Consider the following 22,485-nt stretch of genomic DNA (forward strand, 5'->3'; position numbering starts at 1 on the left):
TCTACCTTTTAACTGCTAATAACGAGTTATTACTAAATGGCTAAGGTGGTGGTTTTTTGAGCGTAACTTGGTTGAGACTAATTTGCAATCTAGTAAGTTCGCTAGATTATCAATGGACTTTGCCCATTGATAAAAGAGACGTTTCCAATAATTGAACAATTAGTTAAAAAAGTCGGTTGGTTTCCCTAAGCTAGATTAAGTGTTATTGTTATCACACATCTTCGGGTAAAATTTATATTCGTTAGGTATGGAAATACCGATTGTATAAAATCTCTCGTAAACTCACTGGTAGTCATGCAATCAGGGCAGCGTTGCCATCTTTGTCTGCCATGCGTGAAGCGCTTGTTTAATAGTTATTTATTACTTAAACCAATCTCAAGGATGAGCATGAAACCTTATAATAATATTCAGAGTACACATTTGGGGTTTTTACTTTTTATTGCTAGAGCGACGGCTGTTATCGGTTTGTTGCTCTTTATTTTCTCAATATTGATGTTTTGCTTAACATTTTTAGGTAAAAGTATTGGTGCTATGTCACTTGTGACCTTTCTTCCTATGTCTATGGGAGTTATCTTTTTCTCTGGTTTACTTGCCGTCTTAGTCGCATGGGAAGAGGGATACCGCATGAGGACAGAGCACATGATAAACAGTGAAAAAACCTAATCTTAAGGTCTATATGAAATATTGGGTTTTATTTGTTGCCATATTCTTTTTTACTTCCAGTGTCAGAGGCAATGAATGTGTGCACCAAAAGTATAAAGAATATGCAGATTTACAAACTCAGTGGCAGTATGACTACTCGAATGTCATTGTAGCCAAACACCCAGAGCTTGAGGAGATAACCCATCGCTATAGAGATACCCAGTTAGCTCTTATTGAACAAGGCTATGTCGCATTTAGCATTTACCTTGATGATGCTCCTGAAAAAATACAAGTAGATAAGCCATTGAATCAATGGTTAACCTTAAGTCCATCCATAAAGAAACAGCTAAGCCTCAAATACCCCGAGTACAAGACCATTTATGACAAGGTTGAAATATATAATTCATTAGACAGTCACGGGGATGAAGATACTGCTCGGGAGATTTTTAGGAGCGAAATAGCACCTTCGCAGGATTTTTTAACCCTATTGAGTCGCTTTAATTCAAGGATAAAGAGTTTAAATAGTACCAGTTGCCCGGCAATCTAGTAACGCTTATGACACAAATTAGGTAAACCATTGAATCTGTTGATAAATTAAACTAAGGTAAGGGCGTGAATTTTAGTTAGATGGGGGTTATTAAACTCAAGCCATTTAGCTTATATTTGCAACTAGGCTTGTAAGCTTGCCCATGATTATGACTAAGTCGCAACTATACCTAGTGTATGGTAACTGCTTCATCTACTGTAAAAAGATCAGTACCTTAGACTGCCATAACGTTAAGACTTATACATGATACAAAAAAACAATAAAGTCACGCAAATAATGGAGAGCAACTAGCCGTGAGCACTCATTCAAACGACCTATTTAATAGCCTGCCACATTTGCCGGAAAAGCGACTTGACGCATCCGGTAACCTAGCAAAGGCTGATTTTACTTCACCAATGCCGTATATAGTGCGCGGTATGGTAAGTGACTGGCCTGTGGTTCAGGCTGCACAAGAATCTTCTGATGCGCTGCGTTCTTATTTACTTGGTTTTTATAATAAAAAGCCAGTGATGGTATCGAGTGGGCCACCGGAAAATCGCGGTCGGGTCTTCTATAATGACGATATGTCTTTGAATATTAAGATGCAGAACGCGGACTTAGGTGAAATATTCAAAAGAATCGCAGCGTCAGAGGATGACGTAGAGCAGCTTTGTCTTTATGTAGCGGCGGCACATCTTGATTCTTATTTTCCGGGGTTACTCAAAGCCAACCCTATTGACCTTGGCGGACAGAGTGCTAATGGTTTTGCTTGGATGGGCACACGGACGCAAATCGCCCCACATAATGACTCCACTTATAACCTAGCCTGTGTGGTTGGTGGACGTAGGCGTTTTGTGGTGTTTCCCCCTGACCAATTTCGTAATTTGTATTTAGGCCCAATAGATAATACCCCTGCTGGACGCACTATATCTATGGTGGATCTGAATCAGCCCGATTTTGATAAGTTTCCCCGTTTTAAACAGGCTTTAGAGGTTGCTCAAATAGCAGAGCTCGAACCAGGAGACGCCATTTATATGCCGCCATTGTGGTGGCATCAGGTTGATGGCTTAGAGCCTTTCAATATGTTAATCAATTTTTGGTGGCGGATTTCACCCAAACATCTTGGACTGCCAGCACCAGCTCTAGATCACGCCATTCTTTCGATTCGTGACTTATCGCCAAGCGAAAGAAAATACTGGCGCGATATGTTTGATTATTATGTGTTTGATGCAAACGAAGACAGCACTGCCCACCTTCCTAAGGATAAACTTGGTCTGTTAGGTCCAATTACACCTAAAACGGTGCAAACTATCAGAGCTAAGTTAAAAGGGTATTTTCAGCGCTAGCAAGCCTAATATGCTAATAGCTATAAAGTCGTCAAAATGGATACATTAATTCTAGCGGGTATCCGGTTTTCAAGTCTTTAGCAAAATAGATGTGCACTTGTACCTGTGCTTAAGGTTAGTTACCAATATCAAATAAAGGATTGATTTGAATATGTCAGATAATGTTTTATCAAAACTAAGCCTGTTTATGGCCGCATTGTTTACCTCAGGGCTTTTGTACTTAATTTATAGCAAGCAAATTAATGCTCTTAATATGTTGTTTAGTATTGGAGCCATAGTGATGTCGCTGTCTTGGTGTTATAAATTATCTAAAAAATACAAAGCAAAAAATTCAGTAAATGAACTCATTAAACGGGATGGCAACTTATTAGAGTGTAAAAGTGCTGGGACTGTGTTTACGTCAAATATTGATATTCAAAAGATAGAAAAAGTAACCATTTGTCATCAATACATCTCAATTATTGAGGAGAATAATGGCAAGGGATACGATGTTTTTTTGATTAGTGATGCACAAGAAATCATGGTTCACATGCTTAACTTATTCACAAAAGAAGAATTAAAAACCATAGATTTAATTAAGGCTTAAGAATGGTTTGTGATTTTAAGTCAGGATTACTTTTATTAAAGGTGTTACAGGTACGAAGGAGTTTACATTAACATGAACCTAGATATTTGGGGCCGTTTGGTTATCAAGTATTTAATGGTCGCTCTTGGTCTTGGGTGGAGTGTTCTTGGAGGCTTGTTTTTAGAAAATAGTTATTCGCAAGCAGCAGAGCTATCTATAAACCTGATAAACGCACTGTCAATCTTTATGGTGTGCGCTGGTATTAGCTTTTGTTTTATTGGGTTTAGGATTGTTAAGTAACATGCATTGTGAGTTGATAAATTCAATATCTTAACATGCAAGGCCATAAACACTTGTTGTAAAAAGCTGCCAGCAAAAAAGGAACGTTAAGTTGCTACTAGATTGGTTTAAGCCTGAAAAGCCTAATGTATACCTAGGTTCATTAGCAGTAGTAAATGATAGTAAAATTTCTAAAGTAGAGTCATTTTTTTCTATGACTGGGAATTCGTTACAAGGTCATATGCGCAAAGAGTTACAGGAAATTTTTTGTTTGCATAGTGCTTCATCTATTGCAGAGCCCAAAAAATCAGATATGGGATTGGATGTAGTAATAGTAACTTTACATGGCGGTGATGCGTTTACTGTGGGCTATGGAACAGTTGAGGTTCCGATATTTTGGCGTCCTAAAATTAAGCTAGTATCGCGCTTATATAAACTCCAAGAAAACAAAACAATTCAAACGTTTAGCGTTTCTCAATCCGTTTCATGGCGTGAATTTATTGGTAACCTATTTAGTTTTAGTCACATTTGGGGTTTTGGTTCTCTTTATAATAATAAAGATATGGAAGTGTTGTTGTATAAGGCATGTATTGAGTTAGTGGATAAAATGCGTAAGTCCCTTTAAGCTTTGGCTTTTAACAGTCATGCTAGTTATTCAGAGTTAATATGGAAATTTATATACACCTTTTCGCTGTCATCCCATCAATCTTTCTTGGTGCTATCAACCTGCTTCTAGAAAAAGGAACATTGCTTCATAAAGGTATTGGTAAACTTTGGGCTGTATTGATGTTGGTTACGGCAATTAGCTCATTTTTCATTATGCCAACAGGTGCCCTAAGTTGGTTACATACCTTTTCTATTGTGGTTATTTTGTGTGTTCCTGTAGGGGTAGTTTCTATTCGTAAAGGTAATATTAGACGTCATTCGGCATGTATGCTTGGGGCATATATTGGTACTGTTATTTCAGCTTATTTTGCTATGACAACCCCAGGAAGGTTTCTTTATGGTGTACTTTACTAGTAATAGCCTTTTACATGATTATCAATTTTACTATGGTTATCATGGGATTAGTGGCCTATATGACAAAAGTATGTTGGCGAGTCAAAAATCTCGGCTTTGTTGTTAGCTTAACCATTACAGTGGGTTATCTATGGTTACTCAATTTAGTTTCAGTTATTTAAAAGGCCACACATAGTGAAAAATCTCTATCTTATATTAGCCATAGTAGGCGGCATTATTCCTTACTTGTATTTTTTTCAATTTATACAGTTAGAAGGTTTAAATATTCCGTTATTTGTCACGTCTTTATTTGTTAATGGGGCCGCTGCAGGGTTTAGTGTTGATCTTCTTATTAGCTCTTTTGTGTTTTGGCTGTTTATGTTTAACGAATCAAAAAACTCATCTAATCCAAAACCTTTATTTTTCATCATCATCAATCTAACGGTTGGGCTAAGCTGTGCTTTACCTGCCTATTTGTATGTTAAGTCGGCTATGCAAAGTAGCAGGCAAGATGAGTCTCATTCAGTTTCTTAATTTTTAAACTTAAGCCCCGTTTATGATTGTCATGTGATTATCAAATTTTATGTCTAGTGAGTGTTGGGATTGCTGCTTAGTAAGTATTTCATCATCAAGGAGTGCTGTTAGCTGCCCTCTACCGGTAGATGCATATATTTGCTTGTTAGTTTTAGCCAGGCCCGATACATCACGCATTTTTTGTTGATAGGTAAACCTATGGCTTTGGGTGTCCCAGTAGCTAAGGTGGGCTCCTCTTGGACAACTTACGCAAAGTAACGAGTCTTTCACTAACACACTGGCGGTATATTGTTGCATTTTATGCCATTGTGCTTGGTCGGCTTGAAAAGCTCGCAATAGGTTTTCACCTTGGTGAGAATAGAGTAATGGTTGCAGTTTTGATTTATGGCCTTGGTACTGTGCGCCGACATACACTGTGCCATTTTCTGCTACGTCTAAATGTCGCAGGCTTAGTTGATGGTCTGGCGGTTGGTAGCTTCCAAGTATTTGTCCTGTTTTGAGGTCTAGATATGCCAAATTTGGTTGCATAGTTTCGATATTGAGTTTTTTTCTATGCTGGTTTGGATGGGTTTCAATGCCACCATTTGCTATTACTATGGTTTGCTTGTCTGGCATTAGGGCTAGTTCGTGTGGGCCAATGCCGCCGGACTCGTATCGTTCTAATACTTGATAGGTTTGTGCATCGCGTACCACGATAAGTCCACGTTTTTTATCGTATAGGTTTTCTGTGGTGTACAAATATTTGAAATCACTTGAGAACACACCGTGGCCGTAAAAGTGGCTGTCTGCTTGGCTTTGGATTTGTTTGACTATAGTACCAGAGCTAAAATCTACTTCTACAGCAAAGCTGCCTGGGCGCCGTGCAAATACTAATGCATGACCAGGTTTGTGGGGCAGAGCAAGTGAGTCATGGCCTCTAGCTGGAAGGTTTACGGTATTAATGATCTGGCCTTTGCTATCAAGGGCTGCTGCCATAGTTTGGCCACTTTGATCATTACAGGTGCTAACTATCCATTGTTCTGGTTTTAAATTTGTACAGGCGGGGAGAAGCCAAGTTGCTATTGCAACTTGGCTGGCGCCTACTATGAATTGTCTGCGGTTGATTGCCATTTTTTGTACCTGTTTACAGCTTAACTTGTTTATTAAAAGCTGTATTTTGCTCCTACTATGAATTGACGAGGTTTGTTAGGCCTAGCTCCAAATGGACGGCGTGACACAATTTGAATCTCGTCAGTGAGGTTATCTAACTTAGAGTAAATTTTCAGACTTTGATTGATCTGATACCAAGCCGCCACGTCGATTTGGCTAAGTGCTGAAGTGCTGACTCCATCTAAATCTGTGCCTGTTCCCGCAGCTTCTGACATTTCACTGATATATTTATAAGCGAGATCTACTTGCCAGTTGTCCCCTGCGAGACCTACTTGGATATTTAATTGATTTTCAGGTAGGTACGGAAGCTCGTCTCCCGCAGTTACGTTACCCCATTGGGAGAAGCTTGACTCAAAGCTGCTCTGGAATTCTGACTGAGTATAGGTGTACGCAATATTGACAGGAATATGTAAGCTTTTATCGATTTCGAATTGGCCGGTGGCGCTGAGTTCAGCACCATATATTTCTACTTCTCCACCATTAAACTCACTGCCTAACTCGTCTGTACAACCACTAGACAAGGTACAGCTTGCTTTTAGATTACTGTAGTCGTTGTAAAAACCTATGCCTTCTATTTGCCATGTTGATAAGTTTGCTCTAAAGCCAAACTCATAATTCCAGCTTTCTTCTGGTTTTATATCACTGGTTTCACCTGGGCTATTAGGAACAAAGCCTTTGTTGACTCCTGCTAGTAATCCCAACTCTGGAGATAATTGATAAAAAATACCCGCCCCTGGTAGCACCACAGTATCGCTGTTTTTGTCTAGAGTATTGAGTAAGAAGTCGTTTGATTCACCATCAATACTTTCTACCCGTAAGCCTAATGAAGTATGTAAATTGCCGTACTCCACCTTAGAGTTTACGTAGGCAGCAATGGCAGTGGTATTTTCTTTGTTGTTTAAGATGACTTCGTCTGCAAGGCCTGCAAATACTAACTCGCCACTTTCCATATTAAAGAACCTAGCGCGATGAAGTCGCTCTACTTGGTCTTGATGCAAGCGTATTCCAAAGTCTGTGCTTATTTCAGCTTGGTTGATGGTTTTGTCCCACGTAAGCTTGGATTGTATACCTTGGGAATAAAATGTACGGTCGTTTAAGGTAAAACTTAAGGTTTCGCCAAAATCGCTTAGGCTATCTTCTTCACCTTTGAGAACAGATAAAAAGCGGCTATTTAAGCCAACATCTGGAGATGCCAATATTGAGCTAATGCTGCGATTAGACTCAAAACTGTTAAGCCTGTCCCAGTCACGATTAAAGTCTTTACGGTACACTTGTGTTAATACCGTGATATCTGGACTCAGCTCCATGTAATGGTCGGCTTGAAGTTGCAGATGCTCCCAATCAAATTTGTCATTTTGGCTGGCAGCGTACCGCTGGTAGGGATCTTCAGCAAAGTCTTCATCACTAAGGCCTAAGTAGGTTTCGTAAGAAACTTCTTCTGAATAGCCAACTTTAACCTGTACTTGTTGATTGTAAGCTAGTTCGGTAAATGCGTAGTCGGCTTTGCCCAGTATTTCATTTTTGGTAAATCCGGTATTTCCATCATCAGGTAGTGACTTAAAGCCGTCAGCTCTTAAATGTATACCTTCTACCATTACTCCTAAGTCGCCAATCTCTTTAGAGTAGTGACCATGAATTTTACCATATTCCTGTTGCCCAAAGGCTATGTCCAATTCGCCAGTATTATCTTTACCCACAGCACGAGACTGCATGTTAATGGCACCACCAACTGTGTTTGGACCATAACTGATAGCAGAAGGGCCTTTAAATACTTCTACTTGTGTCATTCGAGAAACATTGGGGAAATAATAAGCCGCAGGTGCAGAGTATGGGGCTGGCGCAATTAATACGCCATCTTCCATTAAGGCTATTTTACTACTGCGCTCACTGGTGGCTCCGCGCAGCCCGATATTTGGACGCAGGCCATAACCGTCTTCTTCACGAATATACACTCCTGGTACGCTTTGCAATACACGGTGTATATCGTCGAACTCAAATTGTTCTAGCGCAGCTTCATCCACTACAAAGCCTGAGCCTGTGGCGGTTTCTAATGCATTTTTTTGCCCAAAAATTTGTATTACCTCTTGTAAGCTCTCTGGCTTGTCTGAGGCGTTTTCTTGTGCTGTAACATTAAAGTTTGCCGCCAAAACTGAAAGTGATATTAGCCCCAGGGTATATTTTGATAAGGGGAAAATGCTCGATAGGGTTAAGTTCGTTCGCATGGTTAGTTAGTCGCCGTCTGAAGAAGTAAAGTTAAGGCTGATTTCTAGGGCCTGGGTAAAGTCGATGTCGATTAAATCTATTAGCTCTCGCATTTCATTAACTAAATCACTAAGTGCAATTCGGCCATTGTCATCGGCAAGAGCGGCTTCGTACGAGTCAAAGTCTTGGGTGATTTGAGTAATTTGCGCTGAAATACTTGTTAAAGAAGCGGTAATGTCATTATCTACAGATGCTAGCTCAATAAAATCAGTAAGGATTTCGTCAAAGCCTTTGCCATCATCGTTGGTGTATATAGTCATAATGGTGTCGATGTTTGTGGCAATGCTAAGGAGTGACTCGTCGCTTAGGTAATGTTCAGCACTTTCTGGGTTACCCGGTGATTCAGTGCCGACTATTTCATTTATTTTAGAGTCTTCGACTATTTCAATATGTTCTAACCAAGTGGTAACTAGCTCTTCAATGACTTCTTGCACTGAATCAAATTCACCTGTGCCATTGATAACTTCAGAGCGATAATTTCCTCCTGTTGCTTGCCAATCACTGAGAATTTCTGTGCTCATGTTGAGTAAGTTTTCTGAAATAGCGGCCGTTATTTCACAGCGTTTTGCTTTGTCTTCTGCATTTAATAGCGAATTACTTGTGCTTGCAGGAAAAAGTAAATACTCAAGTGCCGATATGCCCTGAACTGTCACACTTTCTTCAGATATAAGCTCAGCCGTCACTGTAATTTGTTGATGATCTTCAATTAAGTCATCTACGTCTTCTGGTACTTTTTCTTGGCTATCAGGCCAAAACTCCATACGAAAAATACGATTATCATCAGAAATTGCGCCTACTTTTAACCATTGAATAGCTTGCCAACTTTGATTGAAGTCGCTCCAGCTTTGTTGCAAATTACTAAGGTCGCCAGAGGTTTGAGAGCTAAGTGCACAAAACGCAGTTGCTGTATCAGTAAGGGCTTGCGCTTGGGTTTGCATAGCGCTATAGCTTGGTATGATATGCCCATCTACTAAGTCTGTTAGGTAATCGCCAAACTCAGTGGTGATGTCTGTGGTAGGTGTTTCCACTACTGGGGTAGTTGTTCCTCCATTAGAGCTACCACCGCCTCCTCCGCCACCACAAGCGCTGAGTAAAGTGGTAAGGCCTATGGTTGTGGCAATAAATAGCTTTTTCAATTGTGCTGTGGGCTGATTGTTCATGTTCTGCTCCTAAATTGCGTTTAAAAACGCGACCAATTGTTGGCGTTCGATTTTAGATAGTTTTTTAAAATATGTATTACTGCTTTGTGCTTCGCCGCCGTGCCACAAAATGGCTTCTTCGACTGAGCGTGCACGGCCATCGTGTAAATACAAAGGCTGTTTTCTAAATATTTTTTGAGCACCAAGGCCCCAAAGTGGTGGCGTGCGCCATTCTTGTCCTGAGGCGTCATTCTCCGTTACGCCGTCTGCTAAGCCTTGGCCCATATCATGAAGGGCTAAATCTGTATAAGGCCATATTTTTTGGTTGGCTAGGGCCGCAACAGGATAGTTGGCTGCAGTGGTGTAACTTGGCGTATGGCAAGTAGCGCAGCCTGCTTGATAGAATATTTCTCGCCCAGCTTGCGCTTTCTCTGAGGTGAGATTACGAGCTGGAGGCACGGCCATAAACTGGTTGGTATCTATTACTAGTGCGAGTAATTTATCGGGTATTTCTATGCTTGAATGTTGGCCAAGCTCTGACGCAATGGCGCACTTGTGTTGGATTTGAGTGCAAGATTCTTCTGGATACCAAGAGTTAGTGATACCTATGTCATCTCGAAATGCCGCGGCTATTTGTTGTCCTAAAGATGGATGTTTAGCTTTGTGGCCAAATCGTCCTACCCCTTTTGTGGCATCTGGTTGTAATTCACTAGACAAGTATAGTTTTATTAAAGGCACACGGTTGTATCGAGCTGAAATGCCATCTTGGTCGAGATCATTGATATCTTCTTGGGCAAGTAGGTCTTGCTCGGAAATGGCATCAAGTAACCCCGCTCCGTAAACAATAGGAGAAAATCGAGGTGATAGGCCAATTGAGTCAGGTATGTCTGAGTAGGCGAGGTCAACTAATTCATAATGTGGTTTTCTTAGTTCGTACTGGGTACCGTCTGGGTAGGTATCTTTTATTAAATCATACTCTAATTTTAATTTAGCTTCGGGGGTAAGTGGTTCAGGCAAACGGCTTGTATGTATCGTATTGATAGCCCGTGGTTGAATTTGCTCTCCGTAGTTTTTAAAGGTTTCAGTGTCATGAAAGCTCAGGCTTTTGTCCACTGAGTCTTTAAGACCGAGCCGAATTACCATGGCTGTTGGGCTAGAAATACCTTGTTCTGGCGCTGGCCCTCTTCCACCTCGAGAATGGCAGCTAATGCAAGACCGAGTGTTGAACAGAGGTCCTAATCCGTCTCTGTCTTTTGTTGAGCTAGGTGCAATAACCCAAGGGTCTCGAAACAACGAAAAACCGGTCCAAAAATTAAGTTTCTGTAAGGAATCTACGCCTTCGCCCTCAACCACATAGGTACGGTGGGATACCCTTTTGGCTGTCATTTCTCCCGCAGGAGTCAGCTCACTCTGGTCAAACTCTGGTGCCTTCGAACAAGCACTTAGACCAAAAATCACAACAAGTAGCAAAGGAAAATTAGGCATGGTGAGTAAAGGTTACCTAGTTAACTTAGAGAGAGCTTAAGAACTGCAGCATTTGCGTTCTGGCGCTTGCATCTAATTCCATGAAATTGCTTTTAGCTGCTTCAGCTTCACCGCCATGCCAAAGTATGGCTTCTTCTATGGTTCGGGCTCGCCCATCATGTAAAAAGGTTGAATCTGAATTAACGGTTTGTACTAAACCTAAGCCCCAAAGTGCGGGAGTCTTCCATTCGCTACCAATAGCGTCACCCTGTGCAACGCCGTCAGCTAGGCCTTCACAGCGTTGTACGTAATAACAGGCTTCGCCTTCGGTACATGATGTGCCATCTGCTAACTCGCGAGTAACAGCGCAACTACCGCCTAGATCATGAAGCAGTAAATCTGTATATGGGTAAATAGTTTGATTCGACAAAGGTTCAATGATGTCTGCTGCATCTGTAGGGTCGGGGTCTCCGATTAAGGGAATGTCACCCAGTGCACTGCCATTGGCATCTGCCGTTACATGACGTGGTGTATGGCATCCAATACAGCCTGATTCAAAAAATAAACGCCTTCCTTCACTGATATCCGCATCCCAAGTTTGTGAGTTGCTGTCATAGCCTCTTCTTGCTGGAACACCTAATACGCTGGTGTAAAATTCCACTAAAGCTAATTCTCTATCCGATACATCGTAGTCGTCACCAACTTCACCTTCTTGTTCGGCTAATACCTGACAGGCAAGCTGTAAGTCGGTGCAGTTTTCAGCTGTGGCCAGGCTGTTGGTTAAACCAATATCGCCGCGGTACGCAGCTGCAGATTGTTGTAATACAGTTGCGGCTTGGGCTTTATAGGCAAAGCGGCCAAGCACAGTTTCACCACTTATGGCGTCTGTTACCATAGATGCACGGCCAGATATCCCGTCATTATCACTGTCACTTTCATCTGCTAGGGCTAAAATGTTGTCAGCTGGGATAGCGTCTAGTAAACCAGTACCAAACACACTAGGTGCCATGCGTACTGAGAATTGAATATCTTCTGTGAACGGGCCAAAGCTAGGAGATTTTATTTTGTATACAGGGTTACGCAGTGTAAATGCAGTACCGTCTGGGTAGGTGCCGTTTATATCTTGGTATTCTACAAATACGTAAGCTTCGCCAAAAAGCTGGTCTCCGTTAATTGAGGCATCATACTGAGCAATGCCGGCGCTTAAGTCTGAGGTACTAAAACTTTGCTCAGCAAAAATTTGAATTTGATCACCGTATATAGGATCTTCATTGCCTGCTGAATCTGAAATTTTGATTAGGGTACTGATAAAAGGAGTGTCTATATCGTCTGATATTTCCCCACGGCCATCATTTATGTGGCAGCTTTGGCAGGTATCGCTATTCATTAGGGGGCCAGAATCATCATGGGCAGTTCTAAATAAGTGGTCGCCTTGAGTGAAAAAACTGTCGAATGTAAAGTCGTCGGCTATTGCATCTGGACGTGTTTCAAATGCTTTATCATTAGTTACAAAAAGGGTGACGTCACCACCTGCTAAATATTCTGTATTATCAATGATATCGCTTTCAACGGGAGTTAAACCACTGTGGTCTAGCTCAGGCTCTTCAGGCTCCTCAATAATAACAATAGGAGTATCGTTGGAGTTAGATGCTCCTCCTCCGCCACCACAGGCAGTTAAGGCAATACTAATAAAGAGAGAACCAAAAATCTTAGCTTGGTTTGGTAAAGAACTATTTAAACTTATACTCATGCTGTTGACGGTACTATTAGTAATAAGAAGCGTTATTATACACATTTAACTAAAAAAGGGGCCTACTAGGCCCCTTTCTATATATTAACTTTTAATTTAGATCAGTTACTGTTAGAACTCTTCTTCAGTATCCTGATACAAGTCACCAGTTGTGATACTTAGGGCGTCTATTGAGTCTTCAATGTAGCCGGTTTGAGTATCTAACGCTTGGATAACAGCCACTACATTTTCTTGGCTGATACCTTCTTGAATCAACACATCGAAGGGAGTACCTGTTTTAGCTTTTGTGTCAATAACTGAAGCTGCTGACATAGTTGCTTCAAGTGCTGAACGCAGGTTGTTTGCAAGTTCGAACTCACCTTCAACTACTAGTAAATCGTAAGGTGAGGCACCTTCAACTACTTCACCGTCAATACGTGTATATGAAGCATTAAATGCATTTTGTACGCCTTTAGCATTTAAGAAAATGTCGCGGTGAGTGTTATCACTGAAACATGAGTGCTCGTCTTCTTGTGAGTCAGTAGTAAGAGCAATGTTGATACGCTCACCGGCTAATTCACCAAAACTTAAGCGGCCCATTCCCTCGAAAATAAGGGCTAGTGAGTCATCGCCACCTGCTACAAAGTTCTCGTAATGGAAACCTGTCTCTGGCTCCCAAGCTTCAACAACTGTGGTTAAATCATCAATCAGTATTTCAGCGGCAGCTAGTAAATATTCACCACGTCTAACACAAATTTCATCGGCTACTATTTCTGTACCAGAAGTACATTCGCCACTTACAATTGAATAGTCAGATACAGTACGTTGACCAGCTGTGGCATCACGGTCGCCACTGCCAGATAAATCGGCGTTTAAATCTTGACCCCAAAGTAAAAATTCAATGGCATGGTAGCCTGTTGTTACGTTTGCTTCTTCGCCTTCATACTCGAACAAGCTACTTATTACATCTTCTGTAATGTTTGGGTAAGAATCAGTGTCTTCAATGATACTACTGCCGGCTAATCCTTCACCTTCATCGCCGTCAACTTCAGCTGCAACGTAATCGATAAGAGCTTCACCTAAAGGCCAAGCGTTGATGCGTCCTTCAGGGCCATCGCCTTCTTCACCTAATACATAGTCTCCATTCTCATCTGTAGTAAGTGCGTCAATTGGACCTACGCGAAAACGATAGACTTCTGTTTGTCCATAGGGTTCGCGTGCATCTAACCATGCTTGTTTCGCAGCAACAAAGTTTGTTTCACTAGGGTCTGCAACAAATGTTGTTAGTGAATCACGAAGGCTTTGTGCAGAGATTAAAGAGTCGGCATAGGCAGCGTATGCAATGTTAGCATTAGATGTGACAACATCGTCACGGGTAACATAAACACTTACACCATCGGTACCGTCAGCACCAGTTGCGCCGTCAGCACCAGCAACCCCATCTTCACCGTCGTCGATACAAGCGGTTAATGATAAAGCGAGTAATAGTGCCAAAGATATTGAAGACTTTTTCATTGAAGTATTCCAAATTTATAGTAATGAGAATAGTTTTCATTATCTGTTTTGTTAATAATATGTCAAGTGGATATGGAACTTTTTTAGTCAACTTGATTCTAAGTAAGGTTATGAAGTTTCTGAAGTATCATTTCTTAGAAAGGTATGAATGGCTTTTTAGGTTTGCTTTGTCTTTGTTCGGAAGTTGTTCGTGGCTGACGAAAAATTTGTACAAGGTTTCAATTTCTTTTGTCTTCTTCGCATAGTCTCCTTCGTCAAGGATCTCAAACATCAAAGGCATAAGTTTTTTTAAATACCGGTGGCACTGAATACGCCAGTTTTGGTTATGACAGGTATCGCACATGGTTTCTATTAGAGTATCAACAATTCGCAAGTGTGCAGTTCGAGCTGCTTTAATACAGGTAAGTTTTCTTGCTCTTTCTAAGGCTACGTGGACATAACAGGCAATGTCATCATGGCTTTCGCTGCTGTTGCTGCCGTAACGTACTGCTAGCTCTAAAGAATAGAAAACAAAAGAATACTCTGAAGACATAATCGGACCTAACCTTAATGATAACAATTATCATTAAGGTTAGGTCCGATTGGAATTTATGTCAAGGGTAATTCAATGGCTAGTTTAAAAAGCAGTACATTAACAAAAACTGGCTACATAACATTCATGTCTTTTTACTCTTTTAGCGGTCAACTTATTCATAAATAACGGGCTGTTAGACGCGAAAGTTTTAACTAGGTGTTATACAGTGTGGCGCCCCTACAATGCCTACTATAGGGGCGTTTATAATATTTATTTAGCTTTAGCGGGCGGATTTGGCTGAAAAGCTACTTAGACGTTTTATGCCTTGGCTAAGTAAACCAGTGTCAACAGGTGTGAATACTTCTTCATTTGTAGATAAGTCAAAAATGCGCACATTGCCATTGTTCATTATCTCAATTCTTTGCTTGTCAGTAAGAAGTAAAACTTTACTTCCTTGGGTGCTAACTATGTAGCGACGTTTATTATCGCTGGTTAGATCACTTCCTGTGCTATATGCATTGGTGTTGGCAGAACAACCTAATAAATTCAAGATGGTTGGTGCCAAATCCTCATGGCTAGACATCTTTTTATTGATATTAATATTGCTGAATAACTGACTAGGCAGCGTATCTGTTTGCCCCAGATGTGTAATTAAAATTTGGTAGTTATTTTGGACTTCTGTAGTTAGCAGTTGAGACAAACCTTCTGTACTAACAAAACCAATAGCAAGGTTACTTTGTAGTTGTCGCACATTATTTTTAAACTCGTCCCAGTTTTGAGTATATTTATCTACTTTAGGGGCGATTTTCTCTTCAGAATACACACTTATATTTAAGCCCATTGATGCGGGTAAGCTTAGTAAAATGGGCTCATAGCTTGATAAAGCACTGTGATATAACTCGGGAAGTCCGTAAAGAACAGTTTTAATACTACTTGGTAAACTAGACTGTAGTCCGTAATGCTGGCTCATGGTTGATATTCCGGGAATTGAGCCATTTATTTCTTCATCAATTACACCAAGCAGTAACACTTTTTGGTCATTCTGTACGGCGCAATAGACAGGTGTAGCAGGGTAATTAATGCCACTAATAGTTTGATCGAACTGCAGTGCTTTTCGTTGTTGATAATCTTCTAGATCTAATAGGCTATAGCGAGACATTAGTGTTTTTGCTGTAGCTGGGTAAGATAATGGGAACATATTATCTTGCTTAACTATTGGTTGATAAAGCTTGGCATCTGCCCATACATGAAGGCCATGGCTAATTACAAAGCAAGCAACAAAAAAGCTACTTATAGGTAAACCTAGCTTCTTTTTTTGCAGTCTTTTTACACGTTGCCATAAAGCATTGGCTACCACTAACTGGAATAAAAACCACACAATAAATAGTAAGGCTAAGAATCCCCATTGTTGCCAACCAAAATCTGACATTACGGTTTGTGCTTCATCACGTATTAATACGGCTGAGTTAAAGCTGAGGTGTACGCCATATTTATTGTACAGTAGTGCATCAAAAGCGAGGAGGGCTAAACCTAAGGCTGAGACTATTGAGCTTATTATTTTTACTGCTTTGGCGTTTGATAACAAATAGCACAATGGCAAAATTAAAATAACAAACGCAAAAAATGTCAGAAAGCCAATATGGCTAACCCAATTCGTAAATAGGTACAGATTACCAATTGCTGTAAATGGCGCAGGGGAGTTTAAAATGTAAATGGCCGCAATAATGATAGCTAAAACGATATTTTGGAGTGCAAACCAATGCCCCCAGGTGACTAATTGGCTAACTAACTTGCGACGGGGCGTTTCAGCTAAAATCATAGGTTTGCTTTACCTTTAACTTTTTTATTTTCCATTGATACTTTTAAGCAGCACTTGTGTAAACTGTTCGGCCATTTGTTCGCGCTGATTATCGCTTACTTGTTGCTGAAAAATATTGGTAATGAGGTTGCCTAACACCATAAGAGAAAGGTCTCTGTTTGCTTGGTGTTTTTCTAACGCAATTATAATGTCATGCATAATGGCTTCAAATTGGCTGTCAGAATATTTGGATTGTTGTGGCATATGGATAGGCTCAGATATTTTACTTGTATAATTAGGGCGATAGTAACAATGGTCCAGTAAAATTGCTATCAACCAACTATAACAGAACGAATTTAATTACTTTGAGGAAAAAATGTGAGTGCTTTAATTCATCATTTTGTGGTGCACCAATTAGCCGTTAATCAACAGCAAGAATTGGTTTTAATTCCTAGGACGAGTTGTTTTGATGTCAGTCCAGAAATTGAGAATTTGGCTCAGCAAATTAATCACGCTTTTAATACTAAACCTAGTAAAGGTGTAGGCGGTTTTGTTGCAGAAAATGCTGAAATTGTCAGTGTTAGTAAAGAACCCGATGACGAAGAAGGGAGTGCACTCACTCCCCACTCGGTGCCATTCAAAAGTATATTGCAAGACATGCTAGATGATAGTAAAGATTTTGTAGACTTTAGTATTCAGGCAAGTGAACTATTAAAAAAATCATTAATAGATACTGGAACATTAGAAACAGGCTTTGTGGTATTTAGCCATTATCAGTTTTTGGCAACAGATTACTTGATGATTGCGATTATTAACACTAAGCAACACGTTGAAATTAATCAAGAGTTAGAGCTTACCAGTAGTGATCATCTCGACCTGAGTAAAATGCAGTTGGCAGTAAGAATAGATCTTACGCAATTGTCTGTCTCTGCTGAGCAGCAACGATATATCAGTTTTATTAAAGGCAGAATGGGGCGTAAGGTTTCAGACTTCTTTATGCACTTTATTGGCTGTGAAGAGTTGGTTGATATAAAGCAACAAAACAAACAATTACTTACTACAGTTGATGCGTTTTTGGCTGCGGAGCAACTTGATCCAGAAGAAAAGCATCAAGCAAGAGATACGGTTTCTGAATATTATAAAGAGAAACTAGAGCTTGGTGAAGATATTCAAATTCAAGAATTAGCAGCAAAATTACCGAGTGATCACGTAAGCTTTGAGGCTTTTAATCAGCAGGCTGAAGTACCAGTAGAAGAAAATTTTCAAGCGGATAGAAGCGCCCTAAAAACACTCGCTAAATTTAGCGGTCAAGGTGGTGGTATATCGTTGAGCTTTGAGCGTAAGTTACTCGGAGATAGAGTAAGTTATGATGCAGGATCTGATACTTTAATGATACGTGGTATTCCACCAAATCTTAAAGATCAACTTTTGAAGTCTCAAAACTGATATTATAGATATCCCAACTAAGTTGTTGGACTCGAAAGCTAACGTTTTAAGTATGTAATGTAGACAAGGTAACAATACTTTTTTATGCAATTATTTGTGAATGATTTAACTGTGATGGATTTTTCTTACTTATGCCCCAAGCGGGGAATGGTGGGAGAAAGCTGGATCGTTGACGTAATCTTAAATGGCGATTTAAATGAAGAAAGTATGGTGTTGGATTTTGGCAAGGTCAAAAAACAACTCAAATACTTAATTGATGAGTACATAGATCACAAATTGCTGGTACCTGTTGAACATGAGTTTAGCCGAGTTCAGCAAAATGAAAAAACAGACAGGGTGAAGGTCGATTTTATGCGACCAGACAATAAATCTATCCACCTTAATTGCCCAGCCGAAGCATATGCATTTGTATATTCAGATGAAGTCACTATGCCTTCTGTGGGTGATTACCTGAAAGATGTGATAGCAACCCACTTACCTGAAAATGTTGCGGGGATAGAGTTGAACCTTCGCGCTGAGGTGATTAATACCCCTTACTATCATTACACCCATGGTTTGAAAAAGCATGACGGAAACTGTCAGCGTATCGCCCATGGTCATAGGTCAAAAGTAGTGATTTTTGAAAATCAGATTGAAAGTATAAAGTGGCAAGAATACTGGGCCAAGCGCTGGTGTGATATTTATATTGGTTCAACAGAAGATATAGTTGAACCGAATCAAACTGCTTTTCAATTAGAGCAAGGCAATTTTGAACAACATCATGTGTTTGCCTATGAAGCCTCACAGGGAAGGTTTGAACTAGCTATTCCTAAGTCTGAATCTGAAATGCTCGATACAGATACCACAGTAGAGTGCTTAGCGCAGTTTATGGCTGATGAGCACAAAAGGTTGTCACCTGACGAGGACTTTAGAGTTCTTGCTTATGAAGGCGTAGGTAAAGGAGCCATAGCGTTTGCTTAAACCCCTTATCTTAATGGCCACAATGCTTTGGGTATTTAATGCATTAGCGGATGCCCTCACTCTTAAAGGGGAGTTGACCCAAGGTAGTTTAATACGAGGTCAGCTTCCTGCAGGTAGCCAAGTTTGGTTAGACAATAAGCCTATAAATATCTCTGAAACTGGCCAATTTGTGTTTGGCTTTGGGCGAGATGCTCAGCTTGAGCACCAGTTAACTTGGCAAAGTAACCATGGTGATGAACATAATGAAACCATTACTTTATCAAAACGCACTTACGAAGAGCAAAGAATTGAAGGTGTGGCTAGTAAGTATGTTAGCCCCTCAAAAGAGGTTTTTGAGCGTATTCGTAAAGATAATCAACAAATAGCGAGTGCTAGGTCAAATAATGATGATAGGCTGGACTTTACCCAAGATTTTATCTGGCCTGCTGAAGGGCCTATTAGTGGTGTATATGGTAGTCGCAGAGTGTTTAATGGGACCCCAAAAAGACCGCACTTTGGGTTAGATGTAGCCGGGCCAACTGGTACACCTGTATTTGCCCCTGCAGATGGGATCGTAACGTTGTTTGAATCTGACATGTATTATTCTGGTGGGACTATGATCATTGACCATGGTTACGGTGTTACATCAACTTTTCTGCATTTAAGTAAAGGGCTAGTAGCTGCGGGTACACGAGTTAAACAGGGTGATTTAGTGGCTGAAATAGGAGCCACTGGAAGAGTCACTGGTGCCCATTTAGACTGGCGTATAAATTGGTTTAAAGAGAGGCTAGACCCAGCATTGTTAGTACCTGAGCGCTAGCTTTTCGGTTTTAATGCATCCCTTGAATAATTCTAAATTTGCAAGGGATGCACTGATACATATCAACGTTTTTTCTCTAACCCCAGTAATGAATCTAGGGATAGTCTACCTGGTCCCATACTTAATACTGCCATCAATACCACAAACCACCAAACCGCTGGGTTCCACCAATGATCCCAGCTAGGGAATACCGCTAATTGAATAAATAGGGTCATGGCAATTAAACCCACTGCACCAACACGTGCAAATATGCCCAAAGCAAGCAATATTGGGAATACAATCTCAGCTACACCAGCTCCGACAGCTAAGGTTTCTATGAAGGTAATAATTGAAGAGCCTTCTACGTAATCTAAAGTCTCTGCATCGCACAATAACAAGGCGCCTTCACGGATTGGGTCAGGGCAAAAAAACTCATATAAAAACAAATCATATTTCTCTGGATTAAAGCTAAAAAATCCGTTCCACTTTGTCATCCCCGAAGAAAAAAATACGTTTGCAACAAGTAGTCTTGCAATAAGTAGCGTTAAATCTGTCAGATATAAACTTAACTTTTCCATTATCTTATTGTACGAAATAATCAATGTGTGCATGTGTGTTCTCTTTAAGTTATTAAGTTATTAAGTAAAAGTTGACTAAAGGTATTACTGATATCTAGTTCCTCACTTTGGATGGCTATTTCTGCTGACTCTCCTAAGGTTTTTCCCTCTTGAATACTTTGAATAAATATAGCTTCAGGAGTGCAAAGTGTGCGGTGTAAAATCTTATCTTCATCTCGCCATAGCATTATTGTTTCAGGTGTGAGGCTTAAGGGCGTTTTTTCATTAATGTCGCCATCTCTTAGCTGTGACCACAAATCAGAAATTGCGGACTTAGTTTGTACAAGTTGCACACTTGGGTGTAATGATAAAGATTGATTTTCTATATTTGTAATGAGGGATTCGATGCCTGCTTCATCCAAAGGAGTTTTCTCTGGTGCAAAATAGGCATGGTGCCAAGCCCTATCTAATTGGCATATGTCCCAAACGTAACTTAATTGGGGATAGTTTTGTTTAAGTGTATCTCGAATATATTCAGGATAGTTTTCGCCGAACTCGCTAATCACAGGACTAGAGGGAGGGTAGTTAATAGCATAGTCCCGGGCTAGTGATTTAAAAAAATCTACGCCTAATAGTTTTTCGCAGCTAGGGTACTTTCTGACTAACCCGTCTATACAGCCACTTATGAAAGTATTGCGATACACAGCCAAACGACCTTGGCTTTCAGTACCTGATAGATGGGAGGAAATGGCCTCTAGGCTTCCCGTTTTTACATAGTCAATAAATGCCGCGTGAAACTCACTCATATCAAACTAAGTTCTTATAGGAGTTAATTAGTTTTTGCGCCATATTTCTCTCGTCTAAGAGTACGTCAAATGTAGGTAAGTTATCATCCCGCTCTATTAGTACAGGTTTAGGTCCTAGAAGCGAAAGAGTAGTTTGTAATAGCTCCCATACCTCTTTTGATACTGGACTGTCATGTGAATCAATTAATAACCCTTTTTCTATAGGGTCTTTAGAGTGACCTGCAATATGTATTTCTCCTACCACATTGGGGTCTAAATCTCGTATGTAGCTATGGGCATCAACTCCAGTGTTGTTGGCGCTGAGAAATAAGTTATTAACGTCTAAAAGAATTCCGCATTCGGTTTTTTGAACAAGAGACATCATAAATTCGCTCTCGGGCATTTCAGACTTAAAGTTGAGATAATTAGCAGGATTCTCAACTAAAATAGGACGTTGTAGAGCGTTTTGAAATTGTAGGATATTTTGGGCGGTATTGTTCAGAGATTGTTTGGTTAGCGGCGTAGGCATTAGATTGCCCAAATAATTGCCTTGGGTTCCTGACCATGCAATATGTTCTGAAAATGCTGCGCTTGGTATTAACTTTAGCAAATTCGTTAATCTATCGAGATGTTCTTTACTAATTGGATCCGGACCACCTAAGGATGCCCCCACTCCATGGATACTTATTGGAAAGTGACTCGCTATATCTTGCAGTTTTTCTAATCTAGGCCCACCTTGGATAAGATAATTCTCTGCATGTACTTCAAACCATAGGTCGCCATCTAGGTTGGTATGGATTGAGTTGAAATATTCAGGTTTCAAACACATGCCCGCAGAGGCGGGCAAATCTGTTAGTTTTGGTATCAAAGTGACAATCAACTAAGCAATTGGTTTTTTAGACGCAGGGCCATGTGGGGTTACGATAAATTCACAAGACCCTTTTGGAGAAAATGTCCAAGCATCTTTTTGAAAATCTACTGTAGAAGTACCCTCACAGCTTGTTCCTGCACCAGCTTTACAGTCATTTTCACCGGCTAACGCTATGCCGTAGCATTTGTCTTTACGTCCTCGTAGTCTTTTTCCTTCTTTCCATTCTTGAACCGCTACTTTGACTTCTTCTGGAGCAGAATCAGTTACTGATAATTGATCATTTGGCTTAGCTACTGCCATTTGCGATGCTGCAATAGTACAACCTACTAATAAAGCATTTTTAATAGAGTTTGAATTTTTCATAAATTATTATCCTGTTAATGGTTATTTTAAAAACGGACAAACAAAGAATCACTGTAGTCCATTATGTAAACTTAAGACCAACTCCTGTTTCAATAAATTTCAAATTTTTTATACACCTAATTAACTAAAGTGATGAAAAGACCTTTACCGAAAGCTCAATATAACTGAATTAGGTTTATTAAAAATTAGACTAATGGTGTAATTTTTTGCCGTTAAATGGGAATGAAAATACGGTTGCTGTAATTTTATCTATGGCATGTGATT

Annotated in this window: 24 protein-coding genes; 11 read left to right on the forward strand and 13 right to left on the reverse strand. The window is 40.2% G+C overall.

Features of this window, described 5'->3' with window-relative positions:
• The first annotated feature begins 387 nt into the window (after positions 1–387).
• From ACMUMK_RS13590 to ACMUMK_RS13625, 8 genes are all read left to right on the forward strand, one after another.
• A complete protein-coding gene (locus ACMUMK_RS13590) occupies positions 388–663 on the forward strand; it encodes a hypothetical protein (protein WP_414701689.1) in 276 nt (91 codons plus the stop codon).
• 13 nt (positions 664–676) lie between these two features.
• A complete protein-coding gene (locus ACMUMK_RS13595; RefSeq protein WP_414701690.1) occupies positions 677–1,189 on the forward strand; it encodes a hypothetical protein in 513 nt (170 codons plus the stop codon).
• A gap of 293 nt (positions 1,190–1,482) precedes the next feature.
• Positions 1,483–2,514: a cupin-like domain-containing protein gene (locus tag ACMUMK_RS13600; protein WP_414701691.1), complete on the forward strand. Its 1,032-nt coding sequence runs from the start codon at positions 1,483–1,485 to the stop codon at positions 2,512–2,514.
• Between the two features lie 151 nt (positions 2,515–2,665).
• The gene (locus ACMUMK_RS13605) at positions 2,666–3,100 is read left to right on the forward strand and encodes a hypothetical protein (protein WP_414701692.1); all 435 of its coding nucleotides are present in this window, start codon (positions 2,666–2,668) and stop codon (positions 3,098–3,100) included.
• A gap of 72 nt (positions 3,101–3,172) precedes the next feature.
• Positions 3,173–3,379, forward strand: a complete 207-nt coding sequence (locus tag ACMUMK_RS13610) for a hypothetical protein (RefSeq protein ID WP_414701693.1) — start codon at positions 3,173–3,175, stop codon at positions 3,377–3,379.
• A gap of 91 nt (positions 3,380–3,470) precedes the next feature.
• Positions 3,471–3,983, forward strand: coding sequence for a hypothetical protein (locus tag ACMUMK_RS13615; RefSeq protein WP_414701694.1), 513 nt, complete (start codon positions 3,471–3,473; stop codon positions 3,981–3,983).
• Positions 3,984–4,024: 41 nt separating this feature from the next.
• Positions 4,025–4,378 (forward strand): DUF2306 domain-containing protein, encoded by a 354-nt coding sequence (locus ACMUMK_RS13620; RefSeq protein WP_414701695.1) that lies wholly within the window; start codon positions 4,025–4,027, stop codon positions 4,376–4,378.
• A gap of 174 nt (positions 4,379–4,552) precedes the next feature.
• Positions 4,553–4,891, forward strand: a complete 339-nt coding sequence (locus ACMUMK_RS13625) for a DUF2834 domain-containing protein (protein ID WP_414701696.1) — start codon at positions 4,553–4,555, stop codon at positions 4,889–4,891.
• Positions 4,892–4,900: 9 nt separating this feature from the next.
• On the opposite strand, the gene ACMUMK_RS13630 is transcribed toward ACMUMK_RS13625, so the two are convergent.
• The 9 genes from ACMUMK_RS13630 to ACMUMK_RS13670 form a co-directional block, all read right to left on the reverse strand.
• On the reverse strand, positions 4,901–6,001 hold the full coding sequence (locus ACMUMK_RS13630; RefSeq protein ID WP_414701697.1) for a DUF1513 domain-containing protein: 1,101 nt from the start codon (positions 5,999–6,001) through the stop codon (positions 4,901–4,903).
• A 32-nt stretch (positions 6,002–6,033) separates the two neighbouring features.
• The gene (locus tag ACMUMK_RS13635) at positions 6,034–8,262 is read right to left on the reverse strand and encodes a TonB-dependent receptor family protein (protein WP_414701698.1); all 2,229 of its coding nucleotides are present in this window, start codon (positions 8,260–8,262) and stop codon (positions 6,034–6,036) included.
• A 6-nt stretch (positions 8,263–8,268) separates the two neighbouring features.
• Complete coding sequence (locus ACMUMK_RS13640) at positions 8,269–9,462, reverse strand: imelysin family protein (RefSeq protein ID WP_414701699.1); 1,194 nt, start codon at positions 9,460–9,462, stop codon at positions 8,269–8,271.
• A gap of 9 nt (positions 9,463–9,471) precedes the next feature.
• Complete coding sequence (locus ACMUMK_RS13645) at positions 9,472–10,926, reverse strand: di-heme oxidoredictase family protein (protein ID WP_414701700.1); 1,455 nt, start codon at positions 10,924–10,926, stop codon at positions 9,472–9,474.
• A gap of 25 nt (positions 10,927–10,951) precedes the next feature.
• On the reverse strand, positions 10,952–12,655 hold the full coding sequence (locus ACMUMK_RS13650; protein WP_414701701.1) for a di-heme oxidoredictase family protein: 1,704 nt from the start codon (positions 12,653–12,655) through the stop codon (positions 10,952–10,954).
• A 111-nt stretch (positions 12,656–12,766) separates the two neighbouring features.
• Positions 12,767–14,149, reverse strand: a complete 1,383-nt coding sequence (locus tag ACMUMK_RS13655) for an imelysin family protein (RefSeq protein WP_414701702.1) — start codon at positions 14,147–14,149, stop codon at positions 12,767–12,769.
• Positions 14,150–14,276: 127 nt separating this feature from the next.
• On the reverse strand, positions 14,277–14,681 hold the full coding sequence (locus tag ACMUMK_RS13660) for a hypothetical protein (RefSeq protein WP_414701703.1): 405 nt from the start codon (positions 14,679–14,681) through the stop codon (positions 14,277–14,279).
• 262 nt (positions 14,682–14,943) lie between these two features.
• Positions 14,944–16,482 carry a DUF3413 domain-containing protein gene (locus tag ACMUMK_RS13665; RefSeq protein ID WP_414701704.1) on the reverse strand — a complete coding sequence of 513 codons (1,539 nt, stop codon included), beginning with the start codon at positions 16,480–16,482 and terminating at the stop codon, positions 14,944–14,946.
• 24 nt (positions 16,483–16,506) lie between these two features.
• The gene (locus ACMUMK_RS13670) at positions 16,507–16,725 is read right to left on the reverse strand and encodes a DUF1414 domain-containing protein (protein WP_414701705.1); all 219 of its coding nucleotides are present in this window, start codon (positions 16,723–16,725) and stop codon (positions 16,507–16,509) included.
• A gap of 114 nt (positions 16,726–16,839) precedes the next feature.
• Here ACMUMK_RS13670 and yejK point away from each other — a divergent pair, with 114 nt between their 5' ends.
• The 3 genes from yejK (at position 16,840) to ACMUMK_RS13685 (ending at position 19,666) form a co-directional block, all read left to right on the forward strand.
• Positions 16,840–17,907 (forward strand): nucleoid-associated protein YejK, encoded by a 1,068-nt coding sequence (yejK, locus tag ACMUMK_RS13675; protein ID WP_414701706.1) that lies wholly within the window; start codon positions 16,840–16,842, stop codon positions 17,905–17,907.
• Between the two features lie 84 nt (positions 17,908–17,991).
• The gene (locus ACMUMK_RS13680; RefSeq protein WP_414701707.1) at positions 17,992–18,867 is read left to right on the forward strand and encodes a 6-carboxytetrahydropterin synthase; all 876 of its coding nucleotides are present in this window, start codon (positions 17,992–17,994) and stop codon (positions 18,865–18,867) included.
• A 13-nt stretch (positions 18,868–18,880) separates the two neighbouring features.
• Positions 18,881–19,666 carry a M23 family metallopeptidase gene (locus ACMUMK_RS13685; RefSeq protein ID WP_414701771.1) on the forward strand — a complete coding sequence of 262 codons (786 nt, stop codon included), beginning with the start codon at positions 18,881–18,883 and terminating at the stop codon, positions 19,664–19,666.
• 62 nt (positions 19,667–19,728) lie between these two features.
• Here ACMUMK_RS13685 and ACMUMK_RS13690 read toward each other — a convergent pair whose 3' ends face one another.
• From ACMUMK_RS13690 to ACMUMK_RS13705, 4 genes are read right to left on the reverse strand one after another with little or no spacing between them, the layout of a single operon-like run.
• On the reverse strand, positions 19,729–20,256 hold the full coding sequence (locus tag ACMUMK_RS13690) for a DoxX family protein (protein ID WP_414701708.1): 528 nt from the start codon (positions 20,254–20,256) through the stop codon (positions 19,729–19,731).
• A gap of 11 nt (positions 20,257–20,267) precedes the next feature.
• Positions 20,268–21,008 carry a putative DNA-binding domain-containing protein gene (locus tag ACMUMK_RS13695; protein WP_414701709.1) on the reverse strand — a complete coding sequence of 247 codons (741 nt, stop codon included), beginning with the start codon at positions 21,006–21,008 and terminating at the stop codon, positions 20,268–20,270.
• Position 21,009: 1 nt separating this feature from the next.
• Positions 21,010–21,816, reverse strand: coding sequence for a DUF692 domain-containing protein (locus tag ACMUMK_RS13700; protein WP_414701772.1), 807 nt, complete (start codon positions 21,814–21,816; stop codon positions 21,010–21,012).
• Positions 21,817–21,867: 51 nt separating this feature from the next.
• Positions 21,868–22,221, reverse strand: a complete 354-nt coding sequence (locus tag ACMUMK_RS13705; RefSeq protein WP_414701710.1) for a DUF2282 domain-containing protein — start codon at positions 22,219–22,221, stop codon at positions 21,868–21,870.
• Positions 22,222–22,485: the final 264 nt, after the last annotated feature.

Source organism: Paraglaciecola sp. 2405UD69-4 (genome assembly GCF_047525415.1).
Taxonomy (GTDB): domain Bacteria; phylum Pseudomonadota; class Gammaproteobacteria; order Enterobacterales; family Alteromonadaceae; genus Paraglaciecola.